Raw genomic sequence first — 20,373 nt, forward strand, 5'->3', positions numbered from 1 at the left:
TGGAGTGTATTTTCATCAATCTTTTGTAGTGTTTTCTAAAGAAATCTAATATTGTTTCCCTGAGCCAAAGCCCAGGGTTTAAATATACATATGATTATTGATCATATTATTTGAATTTAAACGATTTTATTCTACGTTCATCAGATCATGACCATTTTCATCGCATTCAACTAAAATACCCATTTTTGTTAAAAACAATGCTAATGCAAGTTCTGTTGCTGTATTATTTTGATGTCCAATAATATACGAATCTATCTCTATATTATCAACATCAAATCCCTTATCTTTAAGCATTTCTTTTGCTGAATCAGCCAATAACACCCAAATGATGTTGGTGCCACTGACAGGTTCTTCAACATTCCATTTTTTTTCTCTCAACAAGTCATTAAAATGACTAATAATTTGTTTTGGCGTAAAATGTTGATGGAATATATCTAAAAGCTCTTGCAAAGAATTAGATAATGGTCTTTTAAGATAAATATCTAATTTTGGTTTTTCATTTTCAGGTCGAAGACCAATGGCAGCGCCAAGAAAACCTTCAATCTGACCCATTTCATGAGATAAAATCGCATAATTTTGACCTGGAAATAATTCCTCACCTATTTTATAAAGTATTTGACGTTTCAATTTATTTATTTCTTTAGTGCTTTCACCTGTTAGACTTTTCCAACTTAAAGAAATATCTTTATCAATACGTGTGTTTGCATAAGTTGTATCGACAGCTTCTAAAAGATTTCCGCCTTCAGAAAGCATCATCAAATTTAAAAGCCCAACAACCCATTTATTAGATATAAAACCTTTTATAAGTTCACGTAATTTGTCGCCTGTTTCAGACGTAAGATCTTTTAAAATCTGTGTAAAATCATTTGAAACAACAAAATCATGAAGTTGCGTTTTAATCGAGTCAAAATCACCACGCCCTTCTACATCGCGCGGTTCTAAAAGATTTACTAAGTTTTCAATCATTTCAGCCGATATATTTACATAAATATCAGCAGGTAAAGCTATTTCGTTTATTTCACAAAATCGGTGAAGATTTTCAGAAAAATTATCGGCGTCTGAAAGCATTGTGATAATATCCATAGCACGAATTAACATAGGCGCTAATATTTTGGCATCATTTGGATTGTTCTCAATGATTTTTTCTTCATCTTGTACAATAGAACCCAACAATCCTTTTAACAAAATAGAATCATTGTTATTGCCTCTTAAATGTTTACCAAAAACATGATCAGAACTTATCATAGTTAATATTAAGCTAGATAATTCTGTTTTATCTTTTTTATATCTTTCTAATAAATACTTATCTGTAATAAGGTTTAATGTTAAAAGACGCGCATACCAATTTGTTACATTATTAAGTGTTGCTGAAAACAAAGGTTTAGATTCAACTTCATAATTTATCCATATAGCTTCATTCATACCTTGCCTGCAGCTATGTAATTCTTTCAATAAATTACATATACTTTTTTTTCCAGCTTCACCCATCGATCTAAATTTTTTGACCATGGCCTGAAGCTTCAAAGCTTCTTGAGAAAAAGGTTCTGCAAAATATTTTATAAAATCATCCCGCCTAGATGTCCCTATCACGCCTTCATCTGTACAATTTTCAAGCAAAATTTCTACATCTTCAATATCTGCTATACGCTCTTGAGCGATAGGCATATAATTGAACAAATTGTGATTTACTTTATAATAAAGCGTTCTAACAGGTTCAGTTTTTACCTCTTCAACACTTTCTGGCGTCAAGCACACCTCAAAAAGAGCAGGATTATGCATAAAAGGTTTATTTAACTCTTGGATCATTTTAGCATAATATGCAATTGCACAATTGTTAGAATTATTATCATCTTCTTGCGCATAAAGAAGAAGTAATTCTTGAATAAGGGAATTGCTTTCGCCTAATGTTTGAACAAGAGCACTAAGTATTGTTGACTTATCCCTCTTCTTCAATTCTCTCCAAACATTAAGCATGATAGAGTTATATTCCTCTTTGAATGAATCTCCAAAGAAAGAGTAAGACATCATATTAAGAATAAAATGATTAGGGTGTTCTGAAGTTAGTCTTTTATAATTATCTAAAAGATTGCTTCTGCTAATTTCAAGGTTATTTAAATCCTCCAAGAAAATCTTTGAAATTAAAGTGCAGCAAGCATGGCATTCAACTTCTGGAAAATGTAGAATAGTGTCTATTAAATTTTCACGATATTGACTGCGGTATTTTCTTTTTTGCAACAAAAAATTTATAGCATTTAGTTGAAAAAAATCATATTTTGTAGTTGTCGCTATAAAATATATAGCGTTAATAGCAATTTTCTCCGTTAACGGATCATTCAATAAAACACGATCTACTTGTAAAGACGATTCCTTTTTTGCAAGAAGTAATATTCGAATCAGCGTATTCAACAAAATATTTTTCAGTGTAGTGTTGCTTTGTATTTGATCGCAAGATGAATTATTCCATAAAAATATTATTGCATCTATTGCTTCTGCTGAAAAATTATAACAATGTTTCATAAAATATTCTAAAGCTTCAGGATGTTGCGTAATTTTAATAAAATTATCAATTAAAAGTTCTGGAAATTGTATACGATATTCTGAATTATCCCATAAAATATCCATCATAAGATCCAAAGAATCTTTATAATAATTTGTATTATCGAGAACAATATTAACAAGTTCAGCTATTGATTGAAAATTTTCCCTTCGATAATCTAAGTCATTACATAAAAATGCGCAGGCATTAAATTGAGCTTCATAATCGTACATATCATTTTTATTATTTTTAGCAATACCCACTAAAATATCAATCAAGATTTGTCGATATTCATGCTGACATTCTTGATCTTCCCACAAATTAGTTACTGTTTCTAAGCGCGTTTCTGCACATTTTAAGTGTTGAGCGATATACAAAAGCACCTGAACAGAAAGCTGTTTTTCAACCAAAGGGTCGTCAATTAAAACATCTAAATCTAGTAAAATTTCGGCTAATTTTTGATGCGTTTCAGTTTGAATTGCCTTTTTGGCAAAATCCAAACAAACTTGAATAATTATTTTTTTTTCGATTGTTTCATCATTTAATGCATCCAATCCGTCTAAACATATTTCTTCATCCTTTGACATCCCAATGACGTGCAACAAGGCGCTTAAACCAAATTTATGTTTTGTGCGTGAATCCTGCCATAAAAACTCCGCAGCTTTTAAACCATCTTCACCACATTCTTCATTTTTAGCTACTTCAACAAGAGCTTGCACCGCAGCATCATAATATTCAGTATCGTTTACCTCATCATTAAACAATGTTGACGCGGCATATAAACGTAAAGAATAATCTTCAGCATTTTGAGCAACCTGCAGATATGCTTCACGTGCCAATTTTTTTGTTGCTTTATTTTTCCATAAAATATCAATTGCTTCCAATGGTACGCTGATATTCTTCTCCGTGATAATGTCAACATTTTCAATAGTCCGCGCAATATAATTATAAGCTAAAAGTCCAAATACTTTGTTTTCCCTATCATTCCATAAATTTTTAGCAGCTTCTAAACGCGTTTCAACATCTTCTGCATTGCTTGATAAATGCATTTGAAGACCGAATGTTGGTGCTTCTAAAAAACTCCAATGTTCTGGATTATTCCAATGTTTTTGATTATTGAATAAAAATTTAGATGCTGCAAAACGCGCTTCAACGTTTTCTGAATGTCGAGCGATATGTATATAGGCCTGAAGACCAAATTTCCTTGTTTCTTGGTTGCTCCATAAAAGTTCTGCGGCACTTAAACTTAAAATACGATCATTAGCATTTTTTGCAATATACAAACGCCATTCTATGTCACTATAATTATGGCGCATTCGTTTTGTATCATGTTCTTCGTTACTAGGTTCTTCAAGTGATCTTTTTCGTGATTTCTTAATTATTTCCTCATTGGTTTCAATACCTGACCCATTTCCAGCCGGAAATGCGACTGAAGAACTCAAAAAAAAGGCACAAACATTTAATAATAAGTATTTTTTCATTTTTTTCCTATAGATATTATTAGATTTTAGACTTAAATAACAATGGCAAAATCTTAAAATCTGTTTTGTTTAAATTAATATTGGATTGCTCATTTTGAATTATTGTATTACATTCCATCAAATTATACAATATAAAAATTATTTATTTAACTATTATTGTATTAAAAATATTATTTATTTAAAATATATGTGTAAAATATTTACAGTAAAAAATTTTTGAACTCAGATACGAAGTATACCTGAAATACATTTCTTTCTATGTAAACATGCAGAATTTCTAAATCTTATTATCGTAATACCCTGTACAGCTTGAAATAGGAAGGATTGTCCTACTTAGAATATTTAGTCATTACGTACACGTGGGTCCAAATCATTCGACACTGGCGTTGTGTGGGTGTTTTGTACGATGACGTGGTGCTGTGCTTCCATAGGCAAAGGTGGACTTTGATTGCTACGCCAAAAAACAAAAAGCCCAAGGCCTGCAGCACTTGCAGCGCAATAATAAAAGAATCCAAGTCCGCCAAAAAGCATCATAAATAAAGACGTTAATAATGGACCTAAAATACATCCATAACCATAAACAAGTAAAAGCCCACCCGTGACCGACACCATATCTTTTTGTTCCGCATAATCGCAAGCATGGCTCATAGCGACAGGATATAAAACAAACCCAAGTCCACCAATAACAAATAATATAGCGTATAAAGCAACGATGCCACTATGTATCAACAAGAAAATAAGACCAGCAATAATTGCCATTGCGAAACTAAGCAACATAAGCATAGTACGTTTGTTGAATTTGTCGGCAAGCCAACCGAATGGATATTGCAGTGCCATACCACCTGCAATGGTTGTGGCCATTAAATAAGAAATTTGAATACGCTCTAATTCGAATTCTTCAAGCGCTTTAGGTAATAAACCATATAAAGCACTTAAAATCATGCCCGAAACAAAACAACCAAAAACACCAGATGGTGATATTTTGAATAATTTCCGTAAATTAATAACAGAATGCTCATTATAAACGGGCGATTTCTGGTGCGTCATCGAAATAGGGATAATTGATAATGACCCCAATACGGCAGCCAAAATAAAAGGATATAAAGAAAGAGGTTCGCCAACATTAATAAGGAATTGTCCTAATGATTGGGCGCCATATAACGCAACCATATAAATGGCTAAAATACGTGCACGATTAAGCGGCGTGCTTTGGGCCAATAACCAGCTTTCAATCACAATATACATGCCTGCTAAGCCAAAACCAGTTAGTAGGCGCAAAGAAATCCAAAAATAAGTATTTTGCCAAAAACAATGGAGAAGGGATGAAGCCGTAATAAGGGCTGCAAACACGGCATAAGCCCTGATATGACCAACACGAATGACGAAAGGCTCAATTTTGAAAGCGCCTATGGTCATGCCTAAATAATAAAATGATGATGCAAGACCTACAAGAAAATCAGAGCCCCCTAAATCATCAATACTAATGGCGATTAATGTCGAAAGAAGGCTTGTGCCCATAGCTAATGTGACAAGTGCTAAAAGCGGGGCAAAAAGAACGCGTAGATCATTGATCATTTTTTACATCTTGTTAATTTCGTTTGTCGCATTTATTAGACTTCTTTCGAAACTCGCTAATGTGAGGCGAATGATAGGAGGTTCGGCACGGAAGACCGTAGTGTATTCTTCATACATGAGGATCTGAGTACCGAAACGACACATCAATCGTCCACAGTAGTAGAGTCTCAAAAGAAGTCTAGCACTTTGTTGTTTAGGTTATAGCGTTTCCATACAGACTATCACTCATAATTTTTTTTCTCGGGCATTTTTTGTGAAATAGAAAGAGGTTCATCAAAATCACTTAAGTACATTACCTGCGATCTACGCAAAAAATCAACTGATTTTATTATCTGCAAAGATTGTTGTTTTACAGAATCATCCATTTTTTCTAAATATTGTATGACGTTATCTTGATATAAATTTTCACTAGGAACCTGTCTTAATTGTTTAAGTTTAGTTTCGCGTTTATGCGAAATATGATCTATATATTCTTCAAAAAGAACAGAAAGAGCGTCACTCGAATCATCATCTGCGCTTGAGTCTGAAAGATCAAAATGTTGAGAAACTTTTATAAAAGCTAATCTAGGGGGCGTATAAGAATCTTCATCTTCACTTGATGAATCATTTTCTGACTCTTCATCTTCAGGATGTTCATCTTCAATTTTTGACTCTTCTTCGCTTGAAGATACATAATTTATATTATTTTTTTCATTGGTTGTTGTTGGACGCAATGTCGATGTTAATGTGGAACGTTCAAGGCGATGATTTTCTTCTGAATCTATGTTTAAAATAATTTGATGCGAAAATTTTTTGCCGTTAAAAGAGGATGCAACCATAATTCTGATTGTTTCATACGTCCACTGAATTTCAATGGGCATTATAAGAGAGTTTTCTATTGATTTAAGTGAATTATGTAATGATGACAAACAATGCGGCGTTTCTAATATGTTATCGAGCGAATATTCTTCGAGAAACATACAATTAACAACATATTGAGTATCGATTGAATCAGGCAATAGAATTTCAATTTTAGGGTTAAAAACGATGTAATTTGCATTGAAAGAATATGTCGGACCTTTTAAATGACATATTTGTATAGTTGATTCACTAACGATCTTTAAAAGTGCTCTAAGGATAGCAGCAGGTTTTTTTTCATAATCCTTTAAATCAACAACAGCTGCCTTAGCATTTGTTAAGAAAATGATTGTAAACAAAATTGAAAATAAAGAATATATTGATTTTATTGCTTTTTTCATCAAGTTCTCCTTAAGTCATAAACAACTTTATTATTATGCGCGTTATAATAAAAAAATTAAAGACTTGACAATTTTGAAATTAAATTACTGTCCAACACTCACTTCAAACTGTTATGTCTCCTACATTGAATAAGAAAAAAATAGAAACAGTATTAATAAATCTTAAGCTATAGACAAAATACAATAATAATAACTTAAAAAATATAATTATATTGAATTTTTATTTAAATCTATTTATAGTAAAGCTTATTAATAGTATTGTTTAAAAAAATAGGGACTTAACATGAAATCATTCGCTATATTGGCATTTTTATTATCAACGCAATTCATTACATTTTCAGCTACATCCAATGATGAAATCATTGAAGACGAATCGTATCAGCCCCAAAAAAAGAAAAAAATATACAATTCTTACATTGCCGACGAATTAAAAAAAAATAAACAAGTCAACGATTTTCTTCTTGCGGATATAGACGATTTTTTAGATCTTATTCCTAATCTTTCACTAGATTTAGAGGACAGTGAAAATATCAAAGAAAACCTTGTTTGCATTATGAAAGATGCGCGATTAGAAAATAACCTAAGAAAAGAAGCTGCACTTTATTTATGGAACATTAGCGCAATAGACGCCATCAAAATTTGCTGCGATCTCCTCATCGATGAAAACCCAATGTGGTTAGAAGAATTTTTAGAAAATAGCTTTTACAAACCAGGCGGAACCAAGATTCTCGTAGATAGCGCCCCACATGACCAATTGCTACTTAGGACCTTTTTTCTTTACCTAACTTTATCTAAGCAAGCAAATCACAAAGCTTACCTGCTTTATATCATGAGCGCCCTTAAGACAATTGATCCTCGTACTTCAAAAGGCGTTATTGATACAGCACAAAAAATATTTGCGACCAACAATTTTACGCCTAAACAATGCTTTGGGGTCATTTTATCCCTTGACCTTCTGGGTATATACGCCACCATTACAATACCTTTTATAGAATTGTTTCAAAAAATTGAAAAAGCTAATTTTAGACAAATTATCCAATGCACAAAATCAATCGCAGAAGGCAAAAACTTGAGCCTTGATCACTACACATCCATTCTAGACGCTTTGAATCAAGTTGATTCCTTAAAATACCCACAAATTGTTAATAATACCAAGATATTGACTAATAATTATCTCTTTACACCTCAAACTTATTATACCCTTATTCGATGCGGAGAATTAATAGATGGTGATCTTCAGATTCTTTGGACTGCCACATGCCATATGTGTGAGCTAGACGTTCAAAAACGCAACGAAATCTTGTTGCAAATCAAAACTATGGCGCAAACCCCGAATTGGACGCCTTCCGATTCCTTTGCTACGATTAAGGCATTTTATTTTGTCGTAAAAAATCAATCACCAAATATTCAAAATTTGTACAATAAACTTGGCATAAAAAAATTCTCGACTCTCTTTAGATCAGCTAATATGCATATGCAACAAAACCCTGCTGCCATAAATGACTTTCTAAACATTTTTATGAATATCGACGAAAATCATCATGAAGATATTATACATTTTTTAAATGATGTATTTCAAAAGAAAAATATAACCACAGATATTGAAAAAATTTCAATTGCTCAACTTTTTAAAGATGTTAACCCAAAAGCTTTTCCACTCATTCAAAAGGCAGTTCATTTTTACAAAAACGAAAGAAACTGGAAAGAATACATTCATTATGTAGCCAAAAATTACCCAGACATGTCATGGGATATTTCTAAAATAGGCGCAGAATTACTTTTAAATAGCCCTACACTTAAAATAGAGGATATGAAAAATACACTTGATTCTTTAACAATACTTATGAGTGAATTAGGAATTAACGCGTTTTTTGAACGTTTTAAATATGCGAACACACTAATAATAGGCAATACACAAGTCTTATATGATGTGGTCAATATTTTAAAACATCTAAACAAAGAACAATACATTGAAATAATTAATTTTCTAAATGAACATTTTCAAAAGCTTGAATTTTATCAACATCCTTACAATAAAATGTATTATATTTCTTGTTTTGAAAATATAAAATATAACAAGTTCAAATACGTAAGAAAAGCACTTACCGAACCTATGCCTTCAGATAGCTGGGCAAGACCTCTTAATTTAATTTTACAAAATTGCGAAGGATTCAAATGGGAAGAAATTCTACCTACTATAGAATTTTTTAAATACCATGCCTTGCTTGAAGAAGATGCTATCAAAAAAACCCTTCAAAATCTTGTTTACCTTAAACGTAAAAATCCCTCTTTTGATTTTTCTACTTTGAAAATATTTACACCAAAAACTAAGTCAGATTTAGCAAAAATTAATGCAATTATTAATAAATTCGCCTTAATTAAGAACACGTACATTGAAAATGCAACAAAAATAATAAAAACATTTCTTGAAATAGATTTTGAGCTCACCTTAGAAAAAAACTTCAAAATCATACCTAACCATCAACCTGCAACTAAATTAGACATAATTAATAAATTTTTAAATTATATTTTAAAAATAGATGGAAATAAATACAGCTATTGTCTAGAAATACTAAACATGATCAAACTAAAATATCAACAAGTTGTGTCTGAACCTATAAATGGCGTTGGTCATTATCATCATCATGGAAGAAGACAAATAAGGTTTTCTGATATTACCAAAGCTATAGATTTACTTCTCCCTGCCGAAAAAAATAAAAAACTTATACTTTCTATACCATCTTCATGCAATTTATATTTTGATTCATATTTAAGAATAGTTCGCAACATTTCAGAAAAACTTGAAGATGTAGAAATGAATGATGATATATCATTATTTTTGTCGAAAGCCATGGCTAACCTCAACCTAAATCGCAATCAGGATCAATTAACAATTCTTGATTTCTTAAAATGGATTCTAGAAAATCACTATAAAGATCGTGAACAAACATGGGTTCTCTCTAAGAAATACATATCCTTTATGGATAAACTTTCCAGTGAAGACAGGGAATTGTTCCAGGCGCTTAGACAAAAAGAACGACAAAAATTAGTTTTTTTAAACAACAATATAAACTACGAACTAAATGATATTAATTTTACACTAAAAGAGACAAAAGATTTTATCAATAACTTCTTGATTAAATCAACATCGTTTACAACTGATAAAAAATCAGATGATACCTTTATAGGAAACCTTATAGACCATGCCGCTTGGAAACATTCCTTTATAAACATGATTGAGGATCAAAGTGATATGATTGATCTCATTGATTATAATTGGGGAAATCCAGAATATAAAAAGCATATTTTGACATTCATGCGAAACAGATTGCTCAAAAAGTAAAGTTTCTAAAATCGGCTCATAGATAAAGGGGTGAAAAATTCACCCCTCAAACATCTGTGTTGCTCCACATACTGAATCTAAAACTATAGTAAATTCTGATAAAAATCGCACCACTAACCCCCTTTTTTCTACTCCCCGCGGCAAGTCCCACGGGGTCCATGAAACCATAGAAATTCAATACAAATTAACAATCCACCTTCTTTACAATGGATCCCGCGGGCAAGCCCTGAGAGATCCACACGAAATAATTCGTGTAACATATTGAAAAGAATAGAAACCTGTCGTTGCGAGCAGCGAAGCTGCGCGGCAATCCAGTTCTAAAATCAACATTTATAGCGTTTAAAAGGCTATTTTCTGGATTGCTTCTTCGTCTTCGACTCATCGCAACGACGAAATCCTCGGATTTTGCTGTATTTAAATTCGTGTGGATCTCTCAGGGGCAAGCCGCGGGAAGTAGAATGGGTGCGATTTTTAATAAAAAACACTATAACAGATAATTTCGATTATTAATAGAATTTACTATAGCTTTAAGGCTGAATCTCTCCTTTGGCTACTGTTCTATTTTATGGGGGTTATTATAAAATGCATGACCAAGTCGTATTTTAAGGTTATTATACCCTTTAGAATTGTGGATTTCGAACGACCAATTTCTAAAGCTATCCTCTTTATTGATAAATAGGATAGCTTTAATTTTATTATTTAAGGTTCGCTATAATAATGGTGTCCTGTTACTCGACTACAATGTCAAAATTTATAAAAAACCCTACATAAAGTCAGAAGAAAATTTTTAAGCCTCTTTTCTCCAACATGAGTCTTATTTTTTTGCCGCTTTAAGAGCTACATCAGTTGCGCGAAGAATCCAGTCTTTATATTGTAGAACGGACGTCATAAATCTTGTTTTTATGCCCGCACTCTTGTTAAACCATTCTTTTAGAAAGGGGATCTCGTCTGCATAATGGGCATACATCTTAAGAAATAAGTTGCTACGTCCTGTTGTATGAAATTGTCTGAAATCTTCTAAGAATGCTTCCGAATATCCAGAAACGTCTTCCTCTCTGTCTTCTTTTGTTATGTTTTGGTAATCTTCTAATTGAAAGTGGAATCTGCCTTTTTTAAGAAAGAATATATTTGTCTTTAAACGGCCTATTGTTGTCTTGGAAATCAATTTTACAGCTTCCTCTGACGGTTCTGTAGAAGAAACACTAATGCCATTCCACCATAAAGACTCAAAACATCCTGAATTGATACCGCGAATTTCATTATTTTTATCAATTAAGGCACTTCCACTATCCCCTAATGAGAAAAAATTATCAGAAGATTGAAGTACTTTGCCTTCCTCCAACAAGACTCCCTGGTCCTGGCTTATTTTATGAATCAAAGGAACATTAGGACAATCCGTTGGTGGCAGAGAAATGTTTACGCTTATTAGAGAAGAAGAACCCATTTGCAGGTGGGCGAGAAGAATCGGCATAATTGCATCATTATGGGAGAGTGTATTATATATTGCGCTCTTATATATTTCACGTATTTCGGGAAGAATTTGATCAACAGAAGAGTAGATTATGTCTGCTTTTCTGGCAATTCCCTGTGAATCTTTTAAGATTCCGGGATTATCCAGAGCTGTTGTGAGACCATATCCATGATTTGTATCAGAGGAGATGCCTACGGACGCTGCTTGTTCTGAAGGTAATCTTGGTAGATCTGTCATGTTCTTAAATGGCGATGCCAGAAGAAGTACGGCGATGTCGCATGGGTTGGTTTTCTGTTTATAAAATTTTAAGATTTCTCTCTTTTGATCTCCGAGAACAACAAATTGTTTTTCTTGAGGATTGAATGAGTCGATTACGTGTCTTGCTGTAAGAGCTAAGAATCCTTGTCCCTCTTCAAACAAAACGCCTGAACCGAGAACAGTGTAATTTTTGTCGACAATTTTCAAAATACCTTTTTGTCTGATCTCATCGATTGACATTTCTTCTACATTTTTCCCGCCTATGGCATGAGAATAGATGTTAAAATTGAAGGCGAAAAAGGTGCTTATCAAAGCAATTTTTAGATATTTGAGCAATTTTGATGTCCATAAAAAAGTGTTTAAACAAAGTATTTGATCGTAGCTTCCTTAAATAAGTTTCTTTTTTATTAGACTTCTTTCGAAACTCTACTACTGTGGTCGATTGATGCGTCGTTTCAGTACTCAGATCCTCATGTATATAAGGATACACTGCGGTCTTCCGTGCTGAACCTCCTATGACTCGCCTCACATTAGCGAGTTTCGAAAGAAGTCTATTTTAAAAAGCTGCATCTTCTAACGAAAATTGAACGCCACCGCGAAAATTGTCAATCTTCAATTGGCCTGCAATGTGACATTCTTTGCCAAAAGCATCTTTTAAATTGCGGCCTAAACTTGTATCGGCAGCTTTAAAAGCAATTGCATTTAAGAAATGCTCTTTTCCAAATTTTTCCTGCTTAAAAAGAAGTCGTAAAGTGTTTTTTGCCAATTGATCAATTTTTACCAAACGCATTTTAGGAATTACCAAACGTGGCGATGGGTTGCCTGATCCAAAAGGTCCTAGTTTTTCTAAATGCTTCACAAGATCAGGCGTTAAAGCCTCTGTTAACAAAGTTGCATCAATTTCAAGTGGCGGATTATAAGGCGGATAAGGGTATTTTTCCTTCATAAAAGCCTTAAATCTTGGAATTTGAGCTTCCTCAATACTTAGACCTGCTGCCATATCATGTCCACCCCCTTCCAAGATGATGCCTTCTTGCTTGGCAGCAATAATATATTTACCCATTTCAAAGCCATAGACTGATCTACCTGAGCCTTTACCGATGCCCTCGTTAATGGCAATGATAATGGTGGGTCGATGGTAACGATCTTTAAGACGACTTGCTACAATACCAATGATACCTGGATGCCAATCATGATTGGCCACAATAAGGGGCCCAATTTCATCGCTTTCGCTTTCAGCAAGCAACATGGCTGTTTCAACCATACTTAATTCCATTTCTTGACGCTCTTTATTTAAAGAATCAAGATGTTGAGCAATAGATTGTGCGAGAGCTGGTTGATCTGTTGTCAGCAACTGAACCCCTAAATCAGATTGCCCAATTCGACCACCGGCATTAATACGAGGGCCCAACAAAAATCCTAAATGGTAAGCGCTTAAACTTTCAGATAATTTTGCAACATCTGCTAAAATGGAAAGTCCCAAATTTTGTCTTTTGCCCATTACTTTCAAGCCTTGGGATACAAAAGCACGATTTAAATCTTTTAATTTCATCACATCACACACAGTACCCAACGCAACAAGATCAAGTAGACTTAAAAGATCAGGCTCAGAACGCTTTGCAAAAAAGCCTTTTAAACGCAATTGACGATTGAGCGCAATTAAAAATAGATAGGTAACGCCAACGGCTGCTAAATTTTTATGAGGCGAATCATCATCAAGTCTATTCGGGTTAACAATCGCATAAGCCTTGGGTAAAGAAGGTTCTGCTACATGGTGATCTAAAACAATAATATCGATTTTGTTATCAAAAGCGTAGGCGATGGGTTCATAAGAAAGTGTGCCACAATCAACAGTTAAGATGAGTGTTGCACCTTGTGTGCGTAAGGATTTAAAGGCATTGATGTTGGGACCATAGCCTTCTTTAATTCGATCTGGAATATGGCATAATATATTGATATCTAAGCTTTTAAAAAAGCGCATCAGAAGCGCTGATGAAGTCGCGCCATCGACGTCATAATCGCCTAAAACTGCAATTTGTTCTTGATTTTCAATCGCTTTGATGATACGCAAAACTGCTTTTTCCATATCCTGCAAATGATAGGGATCTGGTAAAAAATGACGCAAGGTTGGATTCAGAAAATGGGGGATGTGCTCAAACGCAATTTGTCTAGAGGCTAAAATATCACCTAAAATTGGTGGCAATCCATAGCTTTGTGTGATGGCCAGCGATAAACGTTCGTTTGATTCATTGCCAACCCATTTGCGTCCTGAAAAGGAAGATTCAACCCCTAAAAAAGGGGTTTCAAGATCATGTTTGCGCGCGGGTAAGTTCATAATGATAATTACTTTTTATGGTGTAAGTTGCTTTTGCAAAAGAATGCAATACTAAACTATGTACTTCTTGAATACCATTGTTAATTGAAACCCCTTTTAATAAAGATCCATTGGTGACACCACTGGCAATAAATAACACATCGCCTTTAGCCAAATCAGATTCTTTATAAATATGATTTAAATCTTTAAGGCCTAATTTAAAAGCGCGTTGTTTTTCATCTTCATTATTAAATAAAAGTTGTGCCTGCATTTGTCCGCCTAAAGTGGCTAAGGCTGCCGCTGCTAAAACGCCTTCAGGCGCGCCGCCAGATCCCAAATACAGATGCACCCCTCCATTAGGTAAGCAGGTTGCCATGATGGCTGCAACATCCCCATCATTAATAAGTGTTAATCTTGCACCTGTTTCGCGAATTTTAGCAATCAGTTCCTGATGTCTTGGACGCTCTAGCACACAAATTGTTAAATCCTCAACATTTTTTTTCACGGCTTTCGCGAGTTCTTTAATGTTTTTTTGAGGACTTGCCGTAATATCAATCAAATCTTTCGGTAAATTTGGACCAATGGCGATTTTTTCCATATAAACATCTGGTGCTTCAAGTAAATTACCGCGTTCAGCAAGCGCCATAACGGATATTGCGTTGGGGTGATTTTTAGCTGTTAATGTCGTGCCTTCAAGAGGATCGACTGCAATATCAATTTCGGGCCCCTGATGCATCCCCACTTTTTCACCAATATAAAGCATTGGCGCTTTATCACGTTCGCCTTCACCAATAACAATTTTACCTTGAATGGGAAGAGCATCAAATGCTTTACGCATCGCATCAACGGCTGCTTGATCCGCTTTTTTTTCGTCGCCTCGACCAATATAAAAGTAAGAAGCAATGGCAGCGGCTTCCGTTACTTTAAGTGCCTGATGTAATAAAGGGTCAAAAATTGACTGGTGGAATTGCGACATGTGTTTCCTCTGGGAATTGTTCTGTTGTAAGCTGTTCTGCTGCATTTTGTGTTTCTCTCCTTTTTTCTTCTTCGTGTTTTGCTTCTGCTTTGTGCCAATCATTTTGTAGATTGTCTTTTAATGTATTTTGGCTACGAGGCGTTAATCGAATAATTGGTTTTTGGGGAACTGTCGAAAGATTGGGGTAAGGAAGATCGCCTGATGAACACGCGCCCAAAGATAAAATCAAAACGAATGATAAAACGTAACGGTGTTGAATTTTCATATAAAAATAAACCTTATGTAAAGTTGAGAAAATGCCAAAAAATTGCTACACTCACTTTAAACCATCTTATAATAACATGAAAAGGGATAAGTGCCATGACCACCCAAAAAGATTTTTTCTCTCAGCAAGAATCAATAAGTACTGATTCATCCCCGTGGTCCTCCTTTTTTACGCGTATGGCAGAGCAAACGCAATTAGCGTTTAAAGCTTATCAAGAAGCAACGTCGCAAATAACATTTGACGATCCTTTGAATGTGAGACCCGCTTTTTTAGAATTTTCACAAAAGGCTTTTTCAAACCCTGAATATCTTTTTGAAGCACAAAAAGAGCTTGTTGAAACACAATGGAATCTTTGGCAAAAATCTGTCCTTAAATTTTTTGGTGATAAACCAGAAGGTGGGCAAGAGCAATCCCAAAATCAAGACAAACGTTTTAAAGATCCTGCGTGGTCTGAAAATAATATTTTTAATTTCATTAAAGAATCTTATTTTATTACATCTGAATGGTTACAAAATTCTGTTAATAACATGGATGGCATTGATCCATCCACCAAGAAAAAAGTTGACTTTTACACCCGTCAATTTGTAGATGCGATTGCGCCTACTAATTTTTTTGCGACCAATCCTGAAGTGTTACGTGAAACCATTAAAACAAATGGGATGAACATCATTAAAGGGATGGAAAATCTTGTTAAAGACTTTGAACGTGGCAATGGTAAATTGCGTATTAAAACGGTTGATCACGATCATTTTCAAATCGGTAAAAACATTGCATCAACCCCAGGTAAAGTTATCTTTCAAACAGATTTGATGCAGCTTATTCAATATTCACCCAAAACGGAAAAAGTTGATCAAATCCCATTATTGGTTGTGCCACCATGGATCAATAAATTTTATATCTTTGATCTATCGGATAAAAAATCATTCATTAAATGGGCGCTTGATCACGGCAAAACTGTTTTTATTGTTTCGTGGGTGAATCCTGACGATAAATTATCCCATAAAACGTTTAATTCTTACATGCAAGAAGGCATTATTGCAGCGATCGAAGCCATTATCAAGCAAACAGGCGAACCACAAATTAACGTGGTTGGTTATTGTATTGGTGGCACCTTACTTGCCGCAACAATTGCTTATTTGACTGAAAAAAAACGAGATCTTATTAAATCAGCAACATTCTTAACAACGCTTACTGATTTTACAGATGCAGGCGATATGAGTGTCTTTATTGATGACAAACAATTAGATCGACTCAGTAAACGTATTAATAAACAAGGCTTCTTGGATGCAGAAGCATTGAATAGAACCTATTCTATTTTACGTGCCAATGATATGATTTGGTCTTTTGTCATTAATAATTACATGCTTGGCCGCGAACCTTTCCCATTCGATCTTCTTTATTGGAATGATGATTCAACCCATATGCCTGCAGAAATGATGACTTTTTTCTTACGTAGTATGTATAAAGAAAATTTGTTAGCAAAACCCGGTGGCATAAAATTAGATGGCGTTTCGATTGATTTAAGAGATGTTAAAATCCCTGTTTATCTTTTATCGGCGAAAGAAGATCATATTGCACCTTGGCAAACATGCTACACTGGCACGCAGCTTTTCAAAGGTAACACACGTTTTGTGTTGACGGCTTCCGGTCATGTAGCGGGTATGTTAAATCATCCATCGTTGAATAAATATTGCTATTGGACAAATGAAAAATTACCAAGCAATTCAATGCAATGGTTTAAAGACGCTAAACAAGAGCAAGGTTCTTGGTGGAATGATTGGTTAAGTTGGATTAGCAAACATGGTGGCAAACAAATTCCAGCGCTTGATCCTTCAAAAGGTAAATTAAAACCTATAGAAGATGCACCTGGTTCTTATGTGCAGGTGAAAATGTATTAACTTCTACTTTGTTAACTTCATGTTTGTACGTAATGATGTATGAACATGAAGTTAATAGGTACGAATCAATATTATTTTTTAGAAAGCCTTTTTTTATTTTCAGGTATATATTTTCCCAATCTACGGGACAAAAATGAAATTGCTTCGGTTTCACCTCTCCCCTTTGTGGGAGAGGTCGGCGCGCAGCGACGGGTGAGGGGGTATCAAAGCGTTTACAAAGAGCAACACCATCTTGCCATAATCTAAGCATTGCCAAACAAATACTCATCTCTCTAAAATTGTAAAATACCCCTCACCCGCTTCCTTTGGTCGCGACCTCTCCCACAAGGGGAGAGGTAAAAAAAACCCTTCTTTTGGAGGGCTTTTGGTTAAAAATTGTTTTCACTTCTTAGAAATAAGTTGCGAAGTGTGAGAGCGGGATAGTTAAAAATAGGCTTAATTTCATTTTTTGTCCCGTAGATTGATATTTTTCAATTAGTTAATTTTCTTTATTAATATATTTTATGCTATATCTCTATACATTAACAATCATGATCAAAATGTTTTAAAAGCCATAATTCGGATAGGGTCTTTCATTTTCTTTAAATTCTCAGTAAGATATAGTGATTTATGAGGGGATAAAAATGATGACGCCGAATCGTTATCTTAAACGTATGGTTCTTTTTTTAATTGCAATCACATGTTTAAGTCTTGTTTTTATTGGTTCTATTAAAAATTTTTTTATGGCCAATCCGCTTCTCAATGGCGCTATTCTTTCTTTGCTTATATTCGGTATATTTTATCAAATCAGACAGGTTTTGCTTTTAAAACCTGAATATAATCTGATTGAAGCATTAAAGCGACATCGCGATCATTTGCCTCAAAACAGTGCAAAACTACGTCTATTAAATTCTTTGTTTTCTATGCTTCGTGCAGAAAGAGACCAAATCAAGCTTTCCCCACAATCCTTAAGAACAGTTCTTGATGGTGTTGCATCGCGTCTTGATGAAGACCGTGAAATCTCTCGTTATTTAACCCGCATCCTCATTTTCTTTGGTCTTTTAGGCACGTTTTGGGGATTACTAGAAACCATTCAATCAGTCGGTGGCGTGATTAATGCACTTCCTTCCGGTGAGGCAAATTCTGCATTACTATTCGGTGATCTTAAAAACCAATTAAAAGCACCTTTAGGGGGTATGGGCACAGGCTTTAGTTCTTCACTTTTTGGACTTACAGGCTCATTGGTTTTAGGATTTCTTGATCTGCAAGCAGGACAAGCACAAAATCAGTTTTATCGTCAATTGGAAGATTGGCTTTCGACGCAAACGAAACTTACAAGCAGTAAAATGATGGGGGAGGGTGATTCTGTCCCAGCCTATTTATCAGCGCTTTTAGAAAAAACAGCTGATAGTTTAGATCATTTAACAAAATTATTAAGCCAAGATGATCATAATAAACGTATTGTTGATGCACGTCTTTTGACGTTAACAGAAAGATTAACGTTTCTTTCAGATCAAATGCAGACTGAACAAACAGTTCTTTTAAGACTTGCAGAAGGTCAGAAAGATATTCGCCCTATTTTGAAAGCCCTAAGCGAACACCTTGGTAATCAGCAATCAGGTTTTGATGAGATCACCAAAAATCATATAAGAAGTCTTGATCTTGCATTGCAACATCTTGTACAAGACGCAAGCCGTGGACGTGATCAATTTGTGAGTGAAATAAAAGGAGAGATTAGACTTTTAGCGCGGACTATATCTCAAGTGCAAAATGATAAAAATATGGCAGCATTATAAATCATGACTTTATATAGATCTCGCGATAAAGAAAATAATGATATTTGGCCAGGATTTGTAGATGTTTTAACATCACTTTTGATGATTATTGTTTTTTTACTCACTTTCGTAATGATCGCTCAATATTTTTTATCACAAACAATTACAGGACAAAATACAGAGCTCGATGAATTCCGCTCTAAAATCAGTCAGTTAACTGATCTTTTAAATATGGAAAAAGTAGCGAGCGAAGATTTAACGCGGCAACTTAAAAAAGCCAAATCAAATTTAGCATCTGAATTAGATTCAAAAGATAAAGTTCTTTTAGAAAAGCAACAAGCTGATCTTAGAATTTCAAGCTATGATCAAGAAATAGATTTATTAAAACAAAAGCTTATCGATTTTGAGCAAGAAAAATTACAAACCTCTTCAACGCTTACAGCACAACAGCAAAAAGATGCTGAATTAATTGCTAGTCTAACACAACAAGTGACACACCTATCGACGGAACTTCAAAGAATTGTGCAAGTATTAGATCTTAAAGAAAAAGATACACAAGATAAAGAAACAATTATTAAAGATTTGGGTGAAAAATTAAACAAAGCCTTGCTACAAAAAGTTGAAGAGCTTGAATCTGTTAGATCAGAATTTTTTGGCAAATTACAAAAAATTTTAAAAAATCAAAAGGATGTTTTAATTCAAGGAGATCGTTTTGTATTTCAGTCTGAAGTTTTATTTACTTCAGCCTCCGCAATTTTAAACCCAGAAGGTGAAGAAGAATTAGCGCGATTGGCGAGCATTTTAAAAGAAGTCATGGATAAAATACCAACAAACATTCCATGGATTTTACGCGTTGATGGGCATACAGATCGTTTAGCATTACGATTTAATTTAGATTTTAAATCAAATTGGGAATTATCAACTGCACGTGCGCTTTCAGTCGTTCATTTTTTAATTAAACAAGGTATTGCTCCTGATAGATTAGCAGCGACGGGGTTTGGTGAATATCATCCTCTAGATACAGAGCAAAATGATATTGCTTATCGTAAGAATAGACGTATTGAGTTTAAGCTTACAAACCGTTGAGGAAATTTCTTAAATGATATCCTTTTCCTGTTTGTTCAATTTGGTAGATAAGTCGATTGTGACTTATTTCTAAATTTTTACTAAGTTTTCGTGTTGATTGTTGACTTAAAATTTGACGAAGTTTTGCAGCATCTTGATAAAGAGGACGATGCGCATCTTCTGATTGTATTGGTTCAAT

12 protein-coding genes are annotated in these 20,373 nt (G+C 34.2%); 4 read left to right on the plus strand and 8 right to left on the minus strand.

What is annotated here, in order from left to right; genetic code table 11:
* Positions 1-126: 126 nt before the first annotated feature.
* The 3 genes from Q8L85_05315 to Q8L85_05325 form a co-directional block, all read right to left on the minus strand.
* Positions 127-4,017, minus strand: a complete 3,891-nt coding sequence (locus Q8L85_05315; GenBank protein MDP1724103.1) for a hypothetical protein — start codon at positions 4,015-4,017, stop codon at positions 127-129.
* 342 nt (positions 4,018-4,359) lie between these two features.
* Positions 4,360-5,592, minus strand: a complete 1,233-nt coding sequence (locus Q8L85_05320; protein ID MDP1724104.1) for an MFS transporter — start codon at positions 5,590-5,592, stop codon at positions 4,360-4,362.
* Between the two features lie 221 nt (positions 5,593-5,813).
* Positions 5,814-6,830, minus strand: coding sequence for a hypothetical protein (locus tag Q8L85_05325; protein ID MDP1724105.1), 1,017 nt, complete (start codon positions 6,828-6,830; stop codon positions 5,814-5,816).
* A gap of 283 nt (positions 6,831-7,113) precedes the next feature.
* Here Q8L85_05325 and Q8L85_05330 point away from each other — a divergent pair, with 283 nt between their 5' ends.
* The gene (locus Q8L85_05330) at positions 7,114-10,173 is read left to right on the plus strand and encodes a hypothetical protein (GenBank protein MDP1724106.1); all 3,060 of its coding nucleotides are present in this window, start codon (positions 7,114-7,116) and stop codon (positions 10,171-10,173) included.
* 814 nt (positions 10,174-10,987) lie between these two features.
* On the opposite strand, the gene Q8L85_05335 is transcribed toward Q8L85_05330, so the two are convergent.
* The 4 genes from Q8L85_05335 to Q8L85_05350 form a co-directional block, all read right to left on the minus strand.
* Positions 10,988-12,238 carry a hypothetical protein gene (locus tag Q8L85_05335; GenBank protein ID MDP1724107.1) on the minus strand — a complete coding sequence of 417 codons (1,251 nt, stop codon included), beginning with the start codon at positions 12,236-12,238 and terminating at the stop codon, positions 10,988-10,990.
* A gap of 220 nt (positions 12,239-12,458) precedes the next feature.
* Positions 12,459-14,237 (minus strand): single-stranded-DNA-specific exonuclease RecJ, encoded by a 1,779-nt coding sequence (gene recJ / locus Q8L85_05340; protein MDP1724108.1) that lies wholly within the window; start codon positions 14,235-14,237, stop codon positions 12,459-12,461.
* Positions 14,212-15,192 (minus strand): class II fructose-bisphosphatase, encoded by a 981-nt coding sequence (gene glpX, locus Q8L85_05345; GenBank protein MDP1724109.1) that lies wholly within the window; start codon positions 15,190-15,192, stop codon positions 14,212-14,214. The genes recJ and glpX overlap by 26 nt, the downstream gene beginning before the upstream one ends.
* Complete coding sequence (locus tag Q8L85_05350; GenBank protein ID MDP1724110.1) at positions 15,164-15,457, minus strand: hypothetical protein; 294 nt, start codon at positions 15,455-15,457, stop codon at positions 15,164-15,166. Before Q8L85_05350 ends, glpX begins: the two co-directional genes overlap by 29 nt.
* A 95-nt stretch (positions 15,458-15,552) precedes the next feature.
* Between Q8L85_05350 and phaC the strand changes: the two genes are divergently transcribed.
* The 3 genes from phaC (at position 15,553) to Q8L85_05365 (ending at position 20,195) form a co-directional block, all read left to right on the plus strand.
* Positions 15,553-17,355 (plus strand): class I poly(R)-hydroxyalkanoic acid synthase, encoded by a 1,803-nt coding sequence (gene phaC / locus Q8L85_05355; GenBank protein ID MDP1724111.1) that lies wholly within the window; start codon positions 15,553-15,555, stop codon positions 17,353-17,355.
* Positions 17,356-17,978: 623 nt separating this feature from the next.
* Positions 17,979-19,130: a flagellar motor protein MotA gene (locus tag Q8L85_05360; protein MDP1724112.1), complete on the plus strand. Its 1,152-nt coding sequence runs from the start codon at positions 17,979-17,981 to the stop codon at positions 19,128-19,130.
* A 3-nt stretch (positions 19,131-19,133) separates the two neighbouring features.
* Positions 19,134-20,195 (plus strand): peptidoglycan -binding protein, encoded by a 1,062-nt coding sequence (locus Q8L85_05365; GenBank protein MDP1724113.1) that lies wholly within the window; start codon positions 19,134-19,136, stop codon positions 20,193-20,195.
* Here the strand turns inward: Q8L85_05365 and Q8L85_05370 are convergent.
* Positions 20,182-20,373, minus strand: a 192-nt coding sequence (locus tag Q8L85_05370; protein MDP1724114.1) for a transposase, incomplete at its 5' end; no start/stop codon positions are given. The genes Q8L85_05365 and Q8L85_05370 overlap by 14 nt on opposite strands.

The sequence above is a fragment of the Alphaproteobacteria bacterium genome (genome assembly GCA_030680745.1).
Classification (GTDB): domain Bacteria; phylum Pseudomonadota; class Alphaproteobacteria; order JAUXUR01; family JAUXUR01; genus JAUXUR01.